The following is an 18,675-nucleotide window of genomic DNA, read 5'->3' as shown; positions in this document are numbered from 1 at the left end:
GCATATACGAATTGCATCGGAGCATCAACCTCCGCCACCCCCGAAAAGGGGCGGAAATCCACGCTCAGCTTGGTCTTTTCGCCCGCCCCAGCAACCTGCGTGCAAGGTCGAGCGACGTCAGCAGCCCCAGAGTTGCGAGCCCGATCCCGACCCACTGCGCCGTGGTCGGCAGGCTGCCGGCGAGCGGGATCGCCAACAGCACCGCGAGCGGCGGCACCAGCGCCGGAAACAGGCCCCCGAGTCCCGGTCCGATGGTGGCGATCGCCGCGGCGTAGAGGATGATCGCCAGGCATCCGCCGAGGCCGCCCTGGTAGACCACCTGCAGCGCCCAGTCGCTCAGCGGCAGGTCGGTCGCGCCGAACCAGATCAGGTAGACCGGCAGGAAGGTGAGCGTGGCGAGCAGCCCGACGGCCGCGGTGGTGTCGATGGGGTCGAGCCGCCAGCGGCCCAGCAGGTAGGTGAACAGGCCCCACAGGAAGCCCGAGCAGACGAAGCACAGATCGCCGAGCCAGGTGGCGGTGGTCGGATCCTTCGGCATCGGCTGGTCGACGGCGATGGCGGCGAGGCCGCCGATCAGGATCAGGATGCCGACCTGGCGATGCAGCGGCAGCGGCCGGCGGTCGATGAGGACCGACAGCGCGTTGGCGGTGATCATCGTCATGCCGGGGCTGATGACCACCGCATGGGCGAGCGGCGCGATGCCGTAGCCGGTGTTGAAGACGAACGCGAACAGCGGGCCGATCGCCACCGTCAGCGCCAGGGCCTTGGCAAGGCCGAGACGGGCCGCGACCTGGCGCCGGCGGGCGATCAGCAGCGGCAGCAGGACCACCGCCGGCACGATGTAGCGCAGCAGCGTCAGGTCGGCGCTGGAGAAGCCCTGGCGCCGGCCGACCTCCACGCCGACGTTGTAGATCGCCCAGCCGAGCGCCGCCGCAAGCCCGAAGCCGATTCCCTTCAGCAGGATGGCCGTCGACAGCTCCGCCGCCGGTCCGGCCGGCGGCGAAAGCGGGCTCAATCGTTCGCTCCGGCCATGTGCCGCGCGGCGATGTAGCCGAAGGTGATCGCCGGGCCGAGCGTGATGCCGCCGCCCGGATAGTTGCCGCCCATGATGCTGGCGGCGTCGTTGCCCGCCGCATAGAGGCCGGGGATCGGCTGGCGCGCGCCGTCGAGGACGCGGGCGTTGGCGTCGCAGCGCAGCCCGGCGAAGGTGCCGAGATCGCCGACCACCAGCTTCACTGCGTAGAACGGCCCCTTCTCGATCGGCGCGAGGCACGGGTTCGGCCCGTGCTCGGGATCGCCGAGCGACAGGTTGTAGGCGGTCGAGCCCTTGTGGAATTCCGGGTCCTCGCCCTTGCGCGCCGGCCCGTTGAAGCGCTCCACCGTCTGCTCCAGCTGGCGCGGATCGGCCCCGATCTTCTCCGCCAGTTCGGCAAGCGTCGCGCCGCGGATCAGGTAGCCCGACTTGATCTGCCCCTCGTAGGGCACCGGCGCCGGCTTGGCGTAGCCGAGGCCGTACTTCCGGAACGTCGGGTGGTCGGCGATGAAGTAGGCGCAGATCTCGCCGCCCTCCTCCCGGCACCGCTTCACCATCGCCTGGCAGAAGTCGTGGTAGGAATCGGCCTCGTTGACGAAGCGCCGGCCCGACCGCGTCACCGCGATGACGCCCGGCTTCGACCGGTCGACGAAATGCGGGAAGGTGCCGAGCGTCCCGTCCGGCCGCACCGGCCGCGAGATCGGCACCCAGGCGGCGGCGTTGGGCAGCGTGTCGTCGACCGTCGCGCCCACGCCCTCGCCGAGCCGCAGCCCGTCGCCGGTGTTGCCGGGGGGCGCCGGCGAGGCATGCTCGTTGCCGGTCGGTGCATGCGGAAACAGCGCCTTGCGGCGGGTGATGTCCTGCGGAAATCCGCCCGCCGCGAGCACGACGCCCTTCGCGGCGATCACCTCGATGGGGCCGGTTGCGGTGTCGACGATCGCGCCGGTCACCCGCCCCTTCTCGTCCTTCACCAGCGTGCGCACCGGCGCGCGGGTCCAGATCTGCACGCCCTTGTCGAAGCAGGATTTCGCGAGCCGGGCGACCAGCGCGTTGCCGTTCATCAGCCGCATGGCGCGGCCGTGGAACGCCTTGTCGCGTACGAACTTCGAGAACAGCTTGGCGACGAAGAAGGCCGAGATCGGCGAGCGCGTCACCTTGAAGAAGTGCAGCAGCTCCTTGCCCGAGCCGATCATCATGCCGAGGAAGGTGATCTCGGCGAGCGGCGGGCGCAGCCGGCTGATCTCCTTGCCCAGCTCGCGGCCGTCGAACGGCCGCGCCACGATCGACCGGCCGCCGGGCATGCCGCCGGGCGCATCCGGGTGATAGTCGGCGAAGGTCGGGCCGAGATCGAACTGCAGCGCGGTGTCTGTCTCGAAGAAGTCGACCGCCTTCGGGCCGTTTTCCAGGAACGCGTCCACCCGGGCGGCGTCGAAATGCGCGCCTGCCTCGTGCTCCAGGTAGGTGCGGGCCTTCTCGGCGCTGTCGACGACGCCCTCGCGCTTGGCGGGGGCGTTGCCGGGGATCCACATCCAGCCGCCGGAGCGCGCGGTGGTGCCGCCGAACACCGGCTCCTTCTCCACGACCAGGACATTGAGGTTGCGGTGGGCGGCGGTCACCGCGGCCGACAGCCCGCCGGCGCCGGAGCCGACGACGAGAACGTCGCAGAAGTGCTGTTTCATCACTGTTGTCTCTTCCGATGGGGCGGCAATCAGGCGGTGAGGTAGCCGCCGTCGACAGGCAGCAGGACGCCCGTCACGTAGCTCGACATGTCCGACACCAGGAACAGCACCGGTCCGACCAGTTCGTCCGGCTCGCCGACCCGGCCGAGCGGCGTGTGGCCCATGAACTTTGCGATGGCGGCGCTGTTCGCCCGGGTGGCCTCGGTCATCGGCGTGGCGATCACGCCGGGCGCGATGGCGTTGACGCGGATGCCGTCGGCGGCGAGCTCGTTCGCCATCGCCTTGGTGAACTGCAGGATCGCGCCCTTGGTCGCGGCGTAGGCGGAAATCCCGGCGCCGGCCGTCACCGACATGATCGAACCGAGGTTGACCACCCGGCCCCGGCGCGCCCTGAGCTGCGGCAGCAGCGCCTTCAGCATGTTGCGGGTGCCGTCGACGTTGACCCGGAACAGCGCGTCCCAGCCGTCGTCGAAGTCCGCCTCGGCGATCGGCTGGCGGCGGATGATGCCGGCGTTGTTGACCAGGATCTCGACCTCGCCCAGCCGCTCGCGGCAGGCGTCCGCGAAGCCCGCGCAGGCGACCTTGTCGGACACGTCGACGGCGGCGGCGTAGGCGCGCACGCCCAGCGCCTCGATCTCGGCGGCGACATCCAGCGCGTTCTGGCCGTTGATGTCGCACAGCGCCACGTGCGCGCCCTGCCGGGCCAGACCCAGCGCGATGGCGCGTCCGTTGCCCTGTCCGGCGCCGGTCACCACGGCCACCCTGTCCTTCACGCCTTCCATAGCGAACGCTCGTCCCTGATTTTGTGATTATCTAATTCATTCGCTTATAACAAATCATCCGCCGGCGCAAACCTCTCCCGCACGGCAAGGGCCGGGCAAACGGCGGCCGTCACGCGGATCCGCGCGGCCAGTCATTCATCGAGAAAAGCATTTATCTAAGGGCGCTTAGGTGGAATTCTTGCGATTCCACGCGAATCCACCGGCCTGAAGGGGAAGCTCCGCCGGCCCGCGGACGGAGGCGACATTTCCCCAGACGATCGGCGTCAGTCGCCGTCCGGCGAGACCCCTTCGCGCGCCGGATCCGGCACGACCACCTCGGCGCCGAGCTTGCGCGACACGTCGCGGGCGGACCGCAGCAGCACCGGCAGGAACGGGCTTTCGGGCGAGGTGTCGAGCACGCTTTCCGCTCCGATCAGGGTGATCGCGATCTGGATCTGCCCGGAATGATCGAAGATCGGCGCCGACAGCGCGTTCACCCCCGGCACCGGCGGCGGCGACACCGTCGCGTAGCCGGTGCCGCGGATCGCCGCGATGTCCGCGTCGCCCAGCGTCGCCACCGAGCCGACGCGGCCGGTCGAGCCGTTCTCGCCGCGCTCCTCCGCCAGCGCCCGCTCGACGATGGCCGGCGAATGGAAGGCCGCGAACACCCGCCCGCTCGCCGTGCCGGTGATCGAGTAGACGGTGCCGGCCTTGGTGTTGATGTGGATCTGGTCCGGGCCTTCCTCGACCTGGATCACCGTCGGCCCGAACGAGCCCCAGACGACCAGCGCCACGGATAGGCCGGTTTCCGCCGACAGCGCGATGGCCGCCTCCTGGGCGAGCCGGATCGGGTCGACGTTGCGCGTGCGCACGATGCCGAGGTCGAGGCTGGCGGGGCCGAGCCGGTAGCGGGTCGTCTGCGGCTCCTGCTCGACCAGCCCCAGCTTGCGCAGGCTCGTGAGGTAGGCGTGCGCCTGCGCCGGGGCCACGCCGGCGCGCTGCGAGAGATCGCGCAGCATCAGCGGCTCGGCGCTCGCCGCCAGCACCTCCAGGAGATGCGCCCCGACCTCGATCGAGCGGACGCCGCGTCCTTCCTGCCCGGTCGGCATCTAGCGCCCCTTCCCGCCGGCCGACGCGGCCGCCATCCGCCGCCCGGCGGCCGACAGCCCGCGGCTCACCTCGAGAAGCCGGTCGAGCGCCGGGTTGTCCTTCGTCGCCACCGAGAGGCGGCCCACCGATCCGATCAGCGTGATGGCGGCGGCGATGTCGCCGTCGGCGTCGAGGATCGGCGCGGCGAGCGCGTTGACGCCCGGCACCGGCGCCTCGCGGGTGATCGCGTAGCCGCTCGCCCTAGCGTCCGCGATCCGCGCGGCGGCGGCCGGATCCTTGATCGGCGCCCTGCGTGCCTTCGGGGCGAACGCCGCGAAGAGATAGCCGGTGGCGGTGGCCTCCATGGCGAACATCGTGCCGACGCGGATGTTGACGTTGAGCACCTCGTCGCCGTCCTGGCGGTGGACGACGGTGGCGCCGTGCGGGCCCCAGACCGCCAGCGTCGCCATGATGCCGAGCTCGCGGGCAAGATCGATGGTGGCCTGGGTGGCCGCGACCAGTTCCGGGACCGTGCGCAGCCGCGCCGTCGCCAGCCGCATGGCGAACGGCCCGAGCTGGTAGCGGCCGGTGGCGGCGTCCTGCTCGACCATGCCGCAGCGGCGATAGCTCGCCAGATAGCCGTGCGCCTGGGCGGGCGCCATCCCGGCCGCGCCGGCAAGATCCTTCAGCGACATCGGCGTCGCATGGGCGACGAGCGCGTCCAGCAGCCGGCCGCCCACCTCGATCGACTGGATGCCGCGCGGCTGCTTACCCACCGGCGTCGATCTTCCGCTTGTCAGGCGCAGCACGCGTCACGTTCACCCTCATCGCACGGATCCGGATCGCGTCCGGTTTGCTCTGGTCTAGCCAATTGCGGGCGGCTTGGCCAAGGTCGCGTGTGCGCCTGGCCGGCCCGATCGACCGCGCATGGCCGTCAGCCCGGGACGCCCTGGGCCTCCCTGGCGCTCTGCCTGAGCAGCCGCTCGACCGTCTCCTGGATCAGGCTCAGCGCCGCCTTGTCGGCGATCTCGCCGCAGAGGGCCCGGTGGACGTGTTCGCCGATGCTCTCCTCGATGGCGCGGTAGGCCGGGATCGGCGGCCGCTGCCAGGAATGCAGCATGTCCCGGCGGGCGAGCTTGTCGACGAAGCGGACGATGGGCGACGTCGCGGCCGCCTCCGGATCGGCGCTGACGGAGAAGCGCGGCGATACCGGATAGCCGTTCTTCACGTGCTCCTTCATCGCCTCCCGCGACGCCATCCATTCGATCGCCTCGAAGGCGAGCGCCGCGCGGTCCGGCGACAGGCTCGCCGGCAGCGTCAGCACGAAGCCGCCGAGCGGCGTCACCTGCTGGCCGTTCGGCCCGGCCGGCTGCGGCAGGTATTCCACCTTCCGCTTCACCGCCGACTGAAGATCGTACTCACACCGCGCGGCGCGCATCGTCCAGCAGTAGCTCATCGCCGCCGCGCCGGTGAGGAAGGTGCGCAGCGCCGCGTTCCAGTCGGCTTCCAGCACCCCCGGCGGCGAGATCTCGATGAGCTGGTGCAGATAGTCGAGCACCGCCCCGCCGCTCGGCGTGTCGATGTTCACCGTCTCGGCGACGTCGGTGCCGGCCTGCGGCGAGAAGCTCTCCGCGCGCCCGGCGGCGCCGATGATCGGCTTGCCGCAGCAGCCCATCAGGAACATGAACGTCGAGGCGACCGGCATGCCCCTGGCGCCATTCCAGCTGATGCCGTAGAGGCCCTTTGCCGGCCGGTGCAGCGCGCGGCCGGCCTCCAGCACGTCGGCGAAGCGCTTGGGATAGGCGAGCCCCGCCTCCTCGAACAGGTCGCGCCGGGCGAGCAGCGCCTCCGCCGTGCAGTAGATCGGGATGCCGTACTGGCGGCCGTTCCACGTGCCCGTCGACCAGACCGAGGGATGGAAGTCGAGGGCCTGGATGTTACCGCGGCTGATGAAATCGTCGAGAGGCCGCAGCAGCCCGGCTTCGGCGAACTCGCCCAGCCACGGCATGTTGAGGCTGACCACGTCGAACACGGGGTCGGCCGAACGGGCGTTCTCCAGCGCGCGGGTGTGCAGGAGCGGCAGCGGCTGCAGCTCGAAGTCGGAGCGCGAGGCCAGATTGTTGCGCATGTCGGTCCACATGTTCTGCATCGACACGAAGTAGTTGTCGTTGTGCAGCAGGAAGCGGACGTCCCAGTCTTCGTTGCGGCGGCGCTCCACCAGCCGCAGCGGCGGGATCAGCCGCGAGCCGGCCGAGCCACCGAAATAGTATTCCCCCTCGCTCTCCACGCCGGGCCGGAGGCCGATGGTCTGGGCGACCAGCACCTTCACGTCGGTTGCCTGCTCGATGAAGGCGGCCAGCAGTTCCTCGCTCGGCAGCAGCGCGAACTTGGTGGAGGTCGGCGACTTGGCGCGGGTGACGATCAGCCCGTTGTCGATGAGCGCGTTGATCCGGCGCAGCGCCGTCGCGTAGGGCGCGCCAGACATCTGCGCCAGCGACGACACCGTCACCATCCGCCCCAGCACGTGCTCGCGCACCAGCGACACCACGATGTTCCAGTACGGATCGTCGGTCGCGCCCGGGATCCGTTTCAGGAACGGCGCGCGGACCTTCTCCATGAAGTCGATGACGCGCAGCAACTCGTAGTCGTTCAAGACCGCTTCCCCCTGGACCCGTCCGATTCCGGAACGTTCGTTCCGGCATATAGACGGGCCAGACCGGCCGCTTTCAAGCACCTCGCCCCGATCCTTTCCCTGCGCGCGCGCCTAGTCGGGCTCGGTCCGGGCGCGCAGCCGGGCCCGCGAGGTGCGCGCCGCGACCCGGTCGAGCAGCTCGATCATCTGCGACAGCGCCTCGCGCGCGACGCCTTGCGTGATGAACACCACGCGTGTGCGCTCGTCGGCGTCCGGCCAGCGCTCCAGCCACGTCATCGTGTGCAGCAGGTGCTGGGCGCCCTGGATCACGGCGGGCCGGCCGGGCTCCTCGGCGACGTTCACCAGCCCCTTCACCCGCAGCAGGCCGGTGCCGAGATTCTGCTGGATGCCGTCGAGCAGGAACTGCAGCGCGGCGCGCGTGAACGGCTCGTCGCGCACCAGCACGAAGCTCTCGATGCCGTGGCCGTGCAGGCCGTGGGATCCGTCGTGGTCATGGTCATGGTCGTGTCCGGCGTGTCCGTGCTGAGCCGCCTCGTGACCGTCGACGCCGAGCCAGGGCCGCGGGTCGGCGCGCGGGTCGGCGGGATCGAAGCCCGCGCGGGTGAGCAGCGCCGCCACCGACAGCGCCGGATCGTCGATGCGGCGGATCTCCGCCACCGGGTTCATGCCGGCAATCGCGGCGCGCAGGTCCGCTTCCGCGCCCTCACCGGCCAGGTCCAGCTTGCTGATCAGCACCGTGTCGGCCAGCGCCACCTGGCGCACCGCCTCCTCATGGCGCTCCCAAGTGTCGCGGGCATTCACCGCATCCACCACCGCCACGACGCCGGCAACCCGGTAGAGGCCGTCCAGCGTCGGCTCGGAGAGGAAGGCCTGCAGCACCGGCCCCGGCTCGGCGACGCCCGACGTCTCGATGACCACGTTGTCGAACGCCCGCACCCGCCCGGCCTGCCGGTCGTGGTGGAGCGCGTTGAGGGTCCCCACCAGGTCGCTGCGCACGGTGCAGCAGAGGCAGCCGTTCTCCAGCACCACCACCGTGTCGTCGCTGGCGGCGGCGAGCTGGTGGTCGAGGCCGATCTCGCCGAACTCGTTGATCACCACCAGCGTGCCGGCGAGCTCCGGCGCCTTCAGCGCCCGGTTGAGCAGCGTCGTCTTGCCGCTTCCGAGGAAGCCGGTGACGATGGTCACCGGCGTCCGGACGGGAGCGCCCGAGGCCGGACGGCCGGTCATCGCGACCCCCACGCCCTCACGAAAAGACTTCGCAGCCGGGCAGGCCGCAGGAGATCAGCCGGTCCGACGGGAAGTTGGTGATGATCTCGCAGCCGTCCTTCGTCACCACGACCTCCTCCTCGATGCGCGCCGCGCCGGAGCCGTCCTCGGCGCCCTTCCAGGTCTCCAGCGCGAACACCATGCCCTCCTTCAGCGGCGTGTTCTGGCCGCGGAAGCGCTTGGAGAAGATCGGCCGCTCCCACAGCGACAGCCCGACGCCGTGGCCGTACTGCAGCAGGAAGGCCTCCGCCTCGTCGCGGTAGCCGAACTCCTGGGCGTCGGGCCAGACCGAGGCCACCTCGTCAGGCGTCACGCCGGGCTTGATCATGTCGATGGAGGCGCTGATCCACTTCGACGCCGTCTCGTAGGCGTCGATCTGGTGCTTGTTCGGCTCGCCGCAGATGAAGGTGCGGTAGTAGCAGGTCCGGTAGCCGTTGAAGGAGTGCATGATGTCGAGGAACACCATGTCGCCCGGCTGGATCAGGCGGTCGGAGAAGGTGTGCGAATGCGGTCGCCCGCGCGAACCGGACACCGAGTTCACGCACTCCACCCGCTCCGATCCCATCCGGAACAGCCGGTCGTTGGCGATCGCCACCAGCTCGTTCTCGCGGGTGCCGGGCCGGATCGCCCGCACGATGTCGACATAGGTCGCGTCGACCATCGCCGAGGCCATCTTCAGGAGCTCGATCTCGTCGACGGTCTTGATCTCGCGGGCGTCGAGCAGCGCCTGCTGGCCGTCGACCACCTCGATCCCTTCCGCCTCCAGCGCCCGGATCATGCCGAGCTCCATGATGTCGATGCCGAGCGGCTCCTTCTCGATGCCGTACTCCACCATCGCCTTGCGGATCTGCCGGGCGAAATCGCCGGCCGCGTTCAGGTGCGGCGGCAGCGCGCCCTGCATGGTGGTAATCGGCGCGGCGACGTTGTCGGCGATCCACGGCGAGGAGATCCGCTTGGCCGGCGGCGCGGGGTCCCAGAGGTAGGGCGAACCCTCCGCCGGGCAGAGCGCGTAGCGCATGAACTTGTCGCGCGCCCACTCGCCGATGTGGGTCGCCGTCACGTAGCGGATGTTGTCGAAGTTGAAGCACAGCACCGCGCCGAGCCCGGCATCGCGGATGGCGCGCTGGGCGCGGCCGAGCCGCTCCTTGGACAGGCGGTGGTAGTCGATGCCCTGTTCCCAGTCCTTCGCCATCGCGCCCCAGGCGGCGGTCGAATGGGGTTGGTTGTATTTCATTGCGGGTCACTCTCTGCTTGGGAGGACGAGGAAAGGACGCGCCGGCTGGCCGGCGCGCGATGTCGGGAGGCGCGGGTCAGCGCGCGCCGATGCGAACCGCGTCGCCGGTTTCCACCGACCGCATCATCGCCTCCAGCAGGCGGGTGTTCGCCACCATGTCGGCCGTCGGGATCGGATAGGTCCGCTCGCCGCGGATGGCGGCGGCGAAGGCCTCCAGGTTGGCGATCACGGCTTCCGCCGGCGGCACCTCCTCCATCACGGTCGCGCCGCCCTCGCCGCTGCGCAGGATCAGCCAGCCCGTCGGCGCCTCCACGTGCGACTTGTCGCGAATCTCCACCCAGCCCTTCGAGCCGTAGAGCGCGAAGCGCGAGACGAACGGATAGCCGAGCGAGGCCGCCACATAGGCGGTGCCGCCGTCCCGGAAGGTGATGTGGGCGCCGAGGGTGTCGCCCTGCGGAATGCCGGATGCGAGCTGCGCGCAGTAGGCGTGGACCGAGGCCGGCGCGCCGAAGAGCGCGATCGCCAGGTCCGTCAGGTGGATGCCGGTGGCCGTCATGCCGGCGAGCGGCGCGCTCGCCTTGTCCAGCCGCCAGTTGTCGGCAGCGAGCCCCACGAACTTGTCGTGGCTGAAGTTCGCCTCGATCTGCATGAGCCGCCCCAGCCGGCCGGCCGCGGCATCGGCGAGCAGCGCCGCCACCGCCGGCTCGAAGCGCCGCTCGTGGCCGATCGCCAGCACCAGCCCGCGCGCCGCGCACAGGTCGGCCGAGGCCGCCGCCTCGTCGCCGGTCAGCGCCAGCGGCTTTTCGCAGAACACGTGCTTGCCGGCTTCCGCCGCGGCGCGCACCTGGTCGGTGTGGAAGCGGTGCGGCGTCGCCAGGATCACCGCCTCGACGGAGGCCATGGCCAGCGCCTCGTCCAGCGTCGCGACCGTCCGGAAGCCGGCGCCTTCGGCCTCGGCGCGCGCCTGGTCGCCGGGCTCGACGATCACCTCGATCGCGATGCCCTCGCCCGCGCCCGCCACCAGCGATGCGATCTTGCGTCCCCACCAGCCGTAGCCGACCAGCGCCGCCTTCACCTGTTTCATGTCGTCTCCGCCCTTCGCTCCGCCCCTCCACGGGAGGCGGTTATGGGCGACAGGATCCGTGAGTTTTGGCCGCGGCGTCGGGAGTTTTTTGCCCGATCTGAACATTCCCCGGCCGGTCGCCGGCCGGCGGGTCAGCCCGACCCGCTCCCCGCCAGGCTCACGCCGGGTCGGCGCGTCCCGCCGCATCGTCGGACGGCTCGGGCGTCGGCGGCCGGTACATCAGCTCGATCTCGCGCCACACCCGGTCGACCACCGGCGCGCCCTCCAGCCGGAGGCGCATGGCGACGATCTGCAGCCGCCCGGCGCCGAACTCGGCGGTGAGATCGCTGAGCGCGCCCGACGCCACCTCGTCGGCCACCAGGCTGGCGGGCAGCCACGCCACCCCGACGCCCGCCGACACGAGCTGCTTCATCGCCAGCGTCAGCGCGGTCTCGGCGCGCTTGCTCAGGAACGCGGCGCTGGCAAACCCCGGCAGGATCTCCTGGTTCATCACCTTCCCCAGGAACACCTCGGCCGGATAGGCGACGATGGGGATGACGCCCCGCGCGTAGTCCTCGTTCAGCCGCTCCAGCAGGCGCGTCGGAAACACCGGGATCAGCGGCTCCGGCCCCATCTCGATGCGCTCCAGATAGGCGTCGCCGGCCGGCAGCGGTTCCGTCTCCGACTGGTAGAGCAGCGCGATGTCCGCCTGCTTGGTCATCAGCTGGGCGTAGCATTCCTCCCGGTTCGCCGAGCGCAGCCGGGTGCTCAGGTTGCGGTCGCCCGACAGCTGCTGGACCAGCGCCGGCGCGATCGACGTCGTGATGGCGTGCTGGCACGAGATGACGATGCGGTTCTGCACCTCGCGGTCCTGGCGGCGCAGGTGGTTCTCCAGCTCGCGCAGCCGGGTGGCGAGGTCCTGGATGCGCTCGCGCTCATTGCGCACCGCCGCCTTCATCTGCGCCGGCTTGCGGCTGCGGTCGAGAAGCTCGACCCCGAGATGGGCCTCGATCGCCATGATCCGCCGCGAGAAGGCGGGCTGCGTGACGAAGCGGCGCTCGGCCGCGGCGGCCAGCGAACCGGCCTCCAGCACCGCCAGGATGTCCTCCAGCCAGTCCAGCCGCATGTCTCAATAATCCTCGAACATTATGCCGAAAGCGCAAGTTAGGACGTAAATTTTGCATTTGCACCCGCGCATTTCTTGGTCATGATCATTGCTTATGCATATTGCGAAGTTCCCCAGGCTGCGCCTCGCCCATCTCCCCACGCCGCTGGAGCGGCTGGACCGGCTGACCCGCGAACTGGGCGGCCCGGAGATCTGGATCAAGCGCGACGACTGCACCGGGCTGTCGACCGGCGGCAACAAGACGCGCAAGCTGGAGTTCCTGATGGCGGAGGCCGCCGAGCAGTCGGCGGACGTGGTGATGACCCAGGGCGCGACCCAGTCGAACCACGCCCGGCAGACCGCCGCCGCCGCCGCGCGCCTCGGCATGGCCTGCCATCTCCTGCTGGAAGACCGGACCGGCTCCACCGACGCCAACTACACCGGCAACGGCAACGTCTTCCTCGACATCCTGCACGGCGCCACCAGCGAGAAGCGCGGCCCGGGCCTCGACATGAACGCCGAGCTGGAGACGGTCGCCGAGACGGTTCGCGCCGGCGGCAAGCGCGTCTACACGATCCCCGGCGGCGGCTCCAACCCGACCGGGGCGCTCGGCTACGTCAACTGCGCCTTCGAGCTCGTCGGCCAGGCCAACGACGCCGGCCTGGTCATCGACGCCCTCGTCCACGCCACCGGCAGCGCCGGCACCCAGGCCGGCCTCGTCGTCGGGCTGAAGGCGATGAACGCCGGCGTACCGCTGCTCGGCATCGGGGTGCGCGCGCCGCGGCCGAAGCAGGAGGAGAGCGTCTTCGCGCTGGCCTGCCGCACCGCCGAGAAGCTCGGCTGCGCCGGGATCGTCGCCCGCGAGGACGTCGTCGCCAACACCGACTATGTCGGCCCCGGCTACGGCATCCCCGCCGAGAGCACCATCGAGGCGATCGAGATGTTCGCGCAGCTGGAGGGCATCCTCCTCGACCCCGTCTATTCGGGAAAAGGCGCCGCCGGCCTCATCGACCTCGTGCGCAAGGGGCACTTCACCCGCGGCCAGCGCATCGTCTTCCTGCACACCGGCGGCTCGGCCGCCCTGTTCGGCTACACCTCGGCGTTCGGATCCCCCTCCGCCCTCAAGAGCGCGGCGTGAGCGGACCGGCAAACGAAGACCCCGCGATGACCGTGCGCCCCTTCACCCGCAGCTTCACCCAGCAGGAGCCGATCGGCGAGGCCGCCATCGAGGCGGCGGTGGCCGTGCTGCGCTCCGGCCGGCTCCACCGCTACAACACAGTCGCCGGCGAGCCCTCGGCCGCCGCCGAGCTGGAGCGCGCCTTCGCCGCCTACCAGGGCAGCCGCTACTGCCTGGCCTGCGCCTCCGGCGGCTACGCCATGCAGCTGGCGCTGCGCGCATCGGGCCTGGAGCCGGGCGAACCGGTGCTCACCAACGCCTTCACCCTCGCCCCCGTCCCCGGCGCGATCGTCGCCGCCGGCGGAAAGCCGGTGCTGGTGGAGACGACGGACAACCTCGTCATCGACCTCGACGATCTCAACGCGAAGGCCGAGGCAACCGGCGCCCGCTTCCTGCTCCTCTCCCACATGCGCGGCCACCTCGCCGACATGGACGCGCTGATGGCGATCGCCGACCGCCACGGACTGATCGTCGTGGAGGACTGCGCCCACACCATGGGCGCAGCCTGGCGCGGCCGGAAGAGCGGCAGCTTCGGCCGGGTCGCCTGCTTCAGCACCCAGACCTACAAGCACATCAACTCCGGCGAAGGCGGCCTGCTGACCACCGACGACCCCGACCTGATGGCCCGCGCCATCATCCTGTCCGGCTCCTACATGCTCTACGAGCGCCACGGCGCCGCCCCGGATGCCGCGGTGTTCGAGCGCATCCGGCTGGAAACGCCCAACAATTCCGGCCGCATGGACAATCTTCGGGCGGCGATCCTGCTGCCCCAGCTCGGCACGCTCGATGCCAGCGTGGAGCGCTGGAACGCGCGCTACCGCGCGCTCGAGGACGGCCTGCGCGGCGCGCCGGCGCTGCGCCTGACGGTCCGCCCGCCGGAGGAGCGCTACGTCGGCAGCTCGTTCCAGTTCCTGATCCCGGCCATCGGCGCCGACGACGCCCGCCGCTTCGTGGCCGACGCCCTCGCGCTCGGGGTGGAGCTCAAATGGTTCGGCGCCGCCGAGCCGCATGCCTTCACCAGCAGCCACCACAGCTGGGCCTATCTGGAGCCCCAGTCGCTGCCGCAGACCGACCGCGTGCTCTCCGGCCTGTTCGACCTCCGCGTCCCGCTGACCTTTTCCGTCGAGGATTGCCGGCACATCGCCGAGATCATCGCGCACTGTGCCGCCCGCCTCGCCCGGGGAGCCGCGTGATGGCGGCGCGGCGCTGCATCGGCGTGCTCGGTGGCATGGGGCCCGAGGCCACCGTGCTGTTCATGCAGCGCGTCATCGAGCGGACCGAGGTCACCGACGACCAGGACCACGTGCCGCTGCTGGTCGACAGCAATCCCCAGGTGCCCTCGCGGGTGAAGGCGCTCGTCGAGGGCAGCGGCCCGAGCCCCGCCCCGGTGCTGGTCGCCATGGCGCGCCGCCTGCAGGCGGCCGGCGCCGAGGCGCTGGCGATGCCGTGCAACACCGCCCACCATTTCGCCCCGTCGATCGTCGCGGCGGTGGACATCCCCTTCCTCGACATGGTCGCGCTGTCGTCCCGCCACATGGCCGGCCTCGGCGCCGGCCGCGTCGGCATCCTCGCCTCCCCGGCGGTCCGGATCACCGGCATCTTCGAGCGGCCGTTCGCCGACCACGGCCTGGCGCCGCTTTATTGCGGCGAGGAGGCGGCCCTCCTGGCGGCGATCCGCGCCGTGAAGGTCCGCGACTACGCCACCGCCCGCCGCACGCTCGCCGATGCCGCCGCCGAGCTCGCCCGCGCCGGGGCGGATTGCCTGCTGATCGCCTGCTCGGAATTCTCCATCGTCGCCGAAGCGGCACGCAATGTGCTTCCCCTTGCCGACACCATCGACGTGCTGGCTGGGGAGGTCGTCGCCGTCTCCTGCGCGCCCGCAGAAATTGTGCGAGGCTTTGCAAGGAACGCTTGAGACGCGGAACGTCCAGAGGGCAAGCTGAAGGGCCTGCCGGACAAGGTCGTTCCCGTCTTCCACACCAGATCCCCGGAAAAGGGGACGGATCATCAGAAGAGAGAAGGAAAAGTCAGCATGAAGACCACCCTTGCAGCACTCCTCCTGGCCGGCGTGACGGCATCTGCCGCCTTCGTCGCCTCGGCCCAGGCGGAAACCGTCATCATCGGACACTTCGGCAACCCGACGCCGGACCAGTACGCCGCCGCCGAGAAGAAATTCGAGGATGCGACCGGCTGGGACATCGAGTGGCGCAAGTTCGCCTCCGGCACCGACGTCATCGCCGCCATGGCCTCGGGCGACGTCGTCCTGTCGGACCTCGGCTCGTCGCCGATGGCGATCGCCGCCAGCCAGGGCGTGCCGATCGAGATGTTCATGTTCGCCATGGTCATCGGCGACGCGGAATCGCTGATCGTGAGCGAAAGCTCCGGCGTGAAGACCATCGAGGACCTGAAGGGCAAGCGCGTCGCCGTGCCCGTCGGCTCCACCGCCCACTTCTCGCTGATGGGCGCGCTGAAGCACGCCGGCATCAAGGAGAACGAGCTCACCATCATCTCCATGCCGCCGGACCAGATCGCCGCCGCCTGGGAACAGGGGGCCATCGACGGCGCCTGGATCTGGCAGCCGGTGCAGGCGAAGATCCTGCAGACGGGCACCCGCCTCGTCAGCGCCAACCAGACCGCCGAGTGGGGTTACCCGACCTTCGACGCCTGGGTGGTCAACAAGGAGTTCGCCGCGGCCAACCATGACGCCGTGGTCGCCTTCACCAAGGCGATGAACGACGCCAACGAGGCCTACCTGAAGGACCCGTCGGCCTGGACCCCGGACAGCGCCGCCGTGAAGGCGATCGCCGAGCGCACCGGCGCCGAGCCGGACCAGGTTCCGGAAATCATCGAGGGCTTCACCTACCTGCCGCTCTCCGAGCAGGTCGGCGAGAAGTGGCTCGGCGGCGGCGCGGCCAAGGCGCTGAAGGAGACCGCGGAGTTCCTGAAGTCGGCCGGCCGCATCGACCAGCTCGCCGACGACTACTCCGACTACGTGACCGACGAGTTCGCCAAGGCGGCCATCGGCAAGTAGGCTCTTCGACCGACCGTTCCGGCCGCGGCGGATCCGTCCGCCGCGGTCGTCTTTCCGGGGAGAAAGCATGGCGCTACGCATCGAAGACACCTCCGTCGTCTACCCGGCGGCGAACGGCCGCCCGCCGGTCGAGGCGCTGCGCAAGATCGACCTCACCATCGAGCCCGGCGATTTCGTCGTCGCCCTCGGCGCCTCGGGCTGCGGCAAGTCCACGCTGCTCAACCTGATCGCCGGCTTCCTGTCGCCCTCGTCGGGATCGATCACGCTGGACGGCGAGCCCGTCGCGGGGCCCGGCGCCGACCGGTCGGTGGTGTTCCAGAAGCACGCGCTGCTGCCGTGGCTCAACGTCCTCGACAACGTCGCCTTCGGGCTGAAGCTGCAGGGCATCTCCCAGCAGAACCGCAACGCCATCGCCGAGAAGTTCATCGGCCTGCTCGGTCTCGCCGGCTTCGAGCAGTCGCCCGTCTATTCGCTCTCCGGCGGCATGCAGCAGCGGGTCGGCATCGCCCGCGCGCTCACCTGCGAGCCGAAGGTGCTGCTCATGGACGAGCCGCTGGGCGCCCTCGACGCGCTGACCCGCGAAAAGGCCCAGGAGCTGATCCTCCAGATCTGGAACGATACAAAGAAGTCCATGTTCTTCATCACCCACAGCGTCGAGGAGGCCCTGTTCATGGGCACCAAGCTGGTGGTGATGTCGCCGCGGCCGGGCCGCATCGCCCATCGCTTCGACCTGCCCTTCTCGCGCCGCTTCTGCGACGGCCAGCCGGCCCGCAAGATCAAGGCGTCCCCGGATTTCATCGAGATCCGCGAGCAGGTTCTCAGCATCATCTTCGCCGACGAGGAGGCCGCATGAGCGAGCAGGTCGAGCAGGCAACCGACAGCCCGCCGCAGCGGAAATCCGCCATCGCCGCCGGCTTCGCGCGGCTGGCGCGCGGCAAGCCGACCCAGCCCGGCGAGACCTACGGCGTGCCGGGCAGCGGCGACACCGTCGTGCTCAGCCTGGTCACCATCGGCCTGCTCATCTTCCTGTGGTGGCTGGTCACCGAGCTCGGCCTCGTCAAGCCGCTGTTCGTGCCCTCGCCCCAGGCGATCGTGCAGAAGTTCGTCACCGTTTGGCAGAATGGCTTCACCGGCACGCCGCTGTGGGAGCACATCGCCATCTCGGCGGCCCGGGTGTTCGGCGCCTTCCTGCTCGCCTGCGCGGTCGGCGTGCCGCTCGGCCTCGCCATGGGCATGAGCCCGACCATGCGCGGCATCTTCGATCCGCCGATCGAGTTCTACCGGCCGATCCCGCCGCTCGCCTACCTGCCGCTGATGATCATCTGGTTCGGCATCGGCGAGGTCTCCAAGGTTCTGCTGATCTTCCTGTCCGTGTTCGCCCCGGTGGCGCTCGGCGCCAAGGCCGGCGTGCGCTCCGCCGCCATCGAGCAGATCCACGCGGCCTATTCCTTCGGCGCGTCGCGCTGGCAGGTCATGCGCCACATCATCCTGCCCTCGGCGCTGCCGGAAATCCTCACCGCCATGCGCATCGGCATCGGCTTCGGCTGGACCACCCTGGTGGCCGCCGAGATGGTCGCCGCCACCTCCGGCATCGGCTACATGGTGCTGTCGGCCTCGCAGTTCCTGCAGACCTCCACCGTCATCATGGGCATCATGGTGATCGCCGCGATCGCCTACGCCTTCGACCTCCTGATGCGCTTCATCGAGCGCAAGGTCGTGCCCTGGAAGGGCAAGATGTAGGCCGCCACCGATGGCCGCCGACGCGACCGACGACCCGCCGGCCGGCATCCCCGGCCTGCGCCGGGGCAGCGGCGCGCCGCTGGTGCTGGTGCACGGCTATCTCGGCGGCTCCGGGATGTGGCGGCGCGAGGTCGAGCGGTTCTCCGACCGCTTCGACGTCGTCGCGCCCGACCTCGCCGGCTACGGCGCCCGCGCGGCGGAGGCGAGCCCCGACACCATCGCCGGCCACGCGCGCGACGTGATCGCCGGCCTCGACCGCCTCGGCATCGGCCGCTTCCATCTCCTCGGCCATTCCATGGGCGGCATGATCGCCCAGGAGATCGCCGCCCTGGTCCCGGACCGGATCGACCGGCTGGTGCTCTACGGCACCGGGCCGCGCGGCGTCCTGCCCGACCGCTTCGAGCCCATCGAGACATCGCGCCGGCGCCTCCGCGCCGACGGCGTGCCGGCCACCGCCCGGCGGATCGCCGCCACCTGGTTCGTCGACGGCGAGAACGCCGCCGCCTTCCCGCTCTGCCGCGCGCTGGGAGAACTGGTCGGCGCGCAGACGGCGCTCGCCGGCCTCGATGCCATGGAGGGCTGGGACGGCCGGCCCGGGCTTGCCCGCATCGCCGCGCCGACGCTGGTGCTGTGGGGCGATTGCGACCGCTCCTACGCCTGGCCCCAGCCCGAAGCCCTGTGGCGCGGCATCGCCGGCGCCAGCCTCGCCGTCGTTCCAGGCTGCGCCCACAACGTCCACCAGGAGAAGCCAGCGCTCTTCGAGGCGCTCGTTGCCGATTTCCTGGCTCCCGCCCAGGCGCGTGACCGCGGATAGAAGATGCGCCGGACCGGCGCCCGAGCCGGG

At 70.5% G+C, this 18,675-nt stretch carries 17 protein-coding genes; 7 read left to right on the top strand and 10 right to left on the bottom strand.

Annotated elements, in window-relative coordinates:
- Window positions 1-64 precede the first annotated feature (64 nt).
- The 10 genes from AB7M35_RS21230 to AB7M35_RS21185 form a co-directional block, all read right to left on the bottom strand.
- Window positions 65-1,015 carry a DMT family transporter gene (locus AB7M35_RS21230; RefSeq protein WP_453962490.1) on the bottom strand — a complete coding sequence of 317 codons (951 nt, stop codon included), beginning with the start codon at window positions 1,013-1,015 and terminating at the stop codon, window positions 65-67.
- Entirely contained in the window at window positions 1,012-2,712 is a 1,701-nt protein-coding gene (locus AB7M35_RS21225) for an FAD-dependent oxidoreductase (protein WP_453962489.1), read from the bottom strand. Before AB7M35_RS21225 ends, AB7M35_RS21230 begins: the two co-directional genes overlap by 4 nt.
- Window positions 2,713-2,741: 29 nt before the next feature.
- Window positions 2,742-3,494, bottom strand: a complete 753-nt coding sequence (locus AB7M35_RS21220; protein ID WP_453962488.1) for an SDR family NAD(P)-dependent oxidoreductase — start codon at window positions 3,492-3,494, stop codon at window positions 2,742-2,744.
- A 263-nt stretch (window positions 3,495-3,757) separates the two neighbouring features.
- A complete protein-coding gene (locus AB7M35_RS21215) occupies window positions 3,758-4,582 on the bottom strand; it encodes an IclR family transcriptional regulator (RefSeq protein ID WP_453962487.1) in 825 nt (274 codons plus the stop codon).
- Window positions 4,583-5,338, bottom strand: a complete 756-nt coding sequence (locus AB7M35_RS21210) for an IclR family transcriptional regulator (RefSeq protein ID WP_453962486.1) — start codon at window positions 5,336-5,338, stop codon at window positions 4,583-4,585.
- A gap of 158 nt (window positions 5,339-5,496) precedes the next feature.
- Window positions 5,497-7,215, bottom strand: a complete 1,719-nt coding sequence (locus tag AB7M35_RS21205; RefSeq protein WP_453962485.1) for an extracellular solute-binding protein — start codon at window positions 7,213-7,215, stop codon at window positions 5,497-5,499.
- 111 nt (window positions 7,216-7,326) lie between these two features.
- Entirely contained in the window at window positions 7,327-8,442 is a 1,116-nt protein-coding gene (locus AB7M35_RS21200; protein WP_453962484.1) for a CobW family GTP-binding protein, read from the bottom strand.
- Window positions 8,443-8,458: 16 nt separating this feature from the next.
- Window positions 8,459-9,715: a M24 family metallopeptidase gene (locus AB7M35_RS21195; RefSeq protein WP_453962483.1), complete on the bottom strand. Its 1,257-nt coding sequence runs from the start codon at window positions 9,713-9,715 to the stop codon at window positions 8,459-8,461.
- A gap of 76 nt (window positions 9,716-9,791) precedes the next feature.
- On the bottom strand, window positions 9,792-10,799 hold the full coding sequence (locus AB7M35_RS21190) for a Gfo/Idh/MocA family protein (RefSeq protein WP_453962482.1): 1,008 nt from the start codon (window positions 10,797-10,799) through the stop codon (window positions 9,792-9,794).
- A gap of 157 nt (window positions 10,800-10,956) precedes the next feature.
- The gene (locus tag AB7M35_RS21185) at window positions 10,957-11,904 is read right to left on the bottom strand and encodes a LysR family transcriptional regulator (protein ID WP_453962481.1); all 948 of its coding nucleotides are present in this window, start codon (window positions 11,902-11,904) and stop codon (window positions 10,957-10,959) included.
- A 94-nt stretch (window positions 11,905-11,998) separates the two neighbouring features.
- On the opposite strand from AB7M35_RS21185, the gene AB7M35_RS21180 reads away from it, so the two are divergent.
- The 7 genes from AB7M35_RS21180 to AB7M35_RS21150 all read left to right on the top strand — a co-directional run bounded on the left by AB7M35_RS21180 (window position 11,999) and on the right by AB7M35_RS21150 (window position 18,645).
- Entirely contained in the window at window positions 11,999-13,021 is a 1,023-nt protein-coding gene (locus tag AB7M35_RS21180) for a D-cysteine desulfhydrase (RefSeq protein WP_453962480.1), read from the top strand.
- A gap of 26 nt (window positions 13,022-13,047) precedes the next feature.
- Window positions 13,048-14,253, top strand: coding sequence for a DegT/DnrJ/EryC1/StrS family aminotransferase (locus AB7M35_RS21175; protein WP_453962479.1), 1,206 nt, complete (start codon window positions 13,048-13,050; stop codon window positions 14,251-14,253).
- Complete coding sequence (locus AB7M35_RS21170) at window positions 14,253-14,975, top strand: aspartate/glutamate racemase family protein (RefSeq protein ID WP_453962478.1); 723 nt, start codon at window positions 14,253-14,255, stop codon at window positions 14,973-14,975. Before AB7M35_RS21175 ends, AB7M35_RS21170 begins: the two co-directional genes overlap by 1 nt.
- Before the next feature lie 117 nt (window positions 14,976-15,092).
- Window positions 15,093-16,091 (top strand): taurine ABC transporter substrate-binding protein, encoded by a 999-nt coding sequence (gene tauA, locus AB7M35_RS21165; protein WP_453962477.1) that lies wholly within the window; start codon window positions 15,093-15,095, stop codon window positions 16,089-16,091.
- Between the two features lie 67 nt (window positions 16,092-16,158).
- The gene (locus AB7M35_RS21160) at window positions 16,159-16,944 is read left to right on the top strand and encodes a taurine ABC transporter ATP-binding protein (protein WP_453962476.1); all 786 of its coding nucleotides are present in this window, start codon (window positions 16,159-16,161) and stop codon (window positions 16,942-16,944) included.
- A complete protein-coding gene (locus AB7M35_RS21155; protein ID WP_453962475.1) occupies window positions 16,941-17,831 on the top strand; it encodes an ABC transporter permease subunit in 891 nt (296 codons plus the stop codon). The genes AB7M35_RS21160 and AB7M35_RS21155 overlap by 4 nt, the downstream gene beginning before the upstream one ends.
- Before the next feature lie 10 nt (window positions 17,832-17,841).
- Window positions 17,842-18,645 carry an alpha/beta fold hydrolase gene (locus AB7M35_RS21150; RefSeq protein ID WP_453962474.1) on the top strand — a complete coding sequence of 268 codons (804 nt, stop codon included), beginning with the start codon at window positions 17,842-17,844 and terminating at the stop codon, window positions 18,643-18,645.
- Window positions 18,646-18,675 lie beyond the last annotated feature (30 nt).

This window comes from Amorphus suaedae (assembly GCF_053629675.1).
This window is presented reverse-complemented; position numbering and strand designations above follow the sequence as displayed.

Bases quoted from the DNA above. Each gene is read 5' to 3' on its own strand.
- AB7M35_RS21225 (WP_453962489.1), bottom strand. From the start codon at position 2,712: ATGAAACAGCACTTCTGCGACGTTCTCGTCGTCGGCTCCGGCGCCGGC.
- AB7M35_RS21220 (WP_453962488.1), bottom strand. From the start codon at position 3,494: ATGGAAGGCGTGAAGGACAGGGTGGCCGTGGTGACCGGCGCCGGACAG.
- AB7M35_RS21215 (WP_453962487.1), bottom strand. From the start codon at position 4,582: ATGCCGACCGGGCAGGAAGGACGCGGCGTCCGCTCGATCGAGGTCGGG.
- AB7M35_RS21200 (WP_453962484.1), bottom strand. From the start codon at position 8,442: ATGACCGGCCGTCCGGCCTCGGGCGCTCCCGTCCGGACGCCGGTGACC.
- AB7M35_RS21195 (WP_453962483.1), bottom strand. From the start codon at position 9,715: ATGAAATACAACCAACCCCATTCGACCGCCGCCTGGGGCGCGATGGCG.
- AB7M35_RS21190 (WP_453962482.1), bottom strand. From the start codon at position 10,799: ATGAAACAGGTGAAGGCGGCGCTGGTCGGCTACGGCTGGTGGGGACGC.
- AB7M35_RS21185 (WP_453962481.1), bottom strand. From the start codon at position 11,904: ATGCGGCTGGACTGGCTGGAGGACATCCTGGCGGTGCTGGAGGCCGGT.
- AB7M35_RS21180 (WP_453962480.1), top strand. From the start codon at position 11,999: ATGCATATTGCGAAGTTCCCCAGGCTGCGCCTCGCCCATCTCCCCACG.
- AB7M35_RS21175 (WP_453962479.1), top strand. From the start codon at position 13,048: ATGACCGTGCGCCCCTTCACCCGCAGCTTCACCCAGCAGGAGCCGATC.
- AB7M35_RS21170 (WP_453962478.1), top strand. From the start codon at position 14,253: ATGGCGGCGCGGCGCTGCATCGGCGTGCTCGGTGGCATGGGGCCCGAG.
- tauA (WP_453962477.1), top strand. From the start codon at position 15,093: ATGAAGACCACCCTTGCAGCACTCCTCCTGGCCGGCGTGACGGCATCT.
- AB7M35_RS21160 (WP_453962476.1), top strand. From the start codon at position 16,159: ATGGCGCTACGCATCGAAGACACCTCCGTCGTCTACCCGGCGGCGAAC.
- AB7M35_RS21155 (WP_453962475.1), top strand. From the start codon at position 16,941: ATGAGCGAGCAGGTCGAGCAGGCAACCGACAGCCCGCCGCAGCGGAAA.
- AB7M35_RS21150 (WP_453962474.1), top strand. From the start codon at position 17,842: ATGGCCGCCGACGCGACCGACGACCCGCCGGCCGGCATCCCCGGCCTG.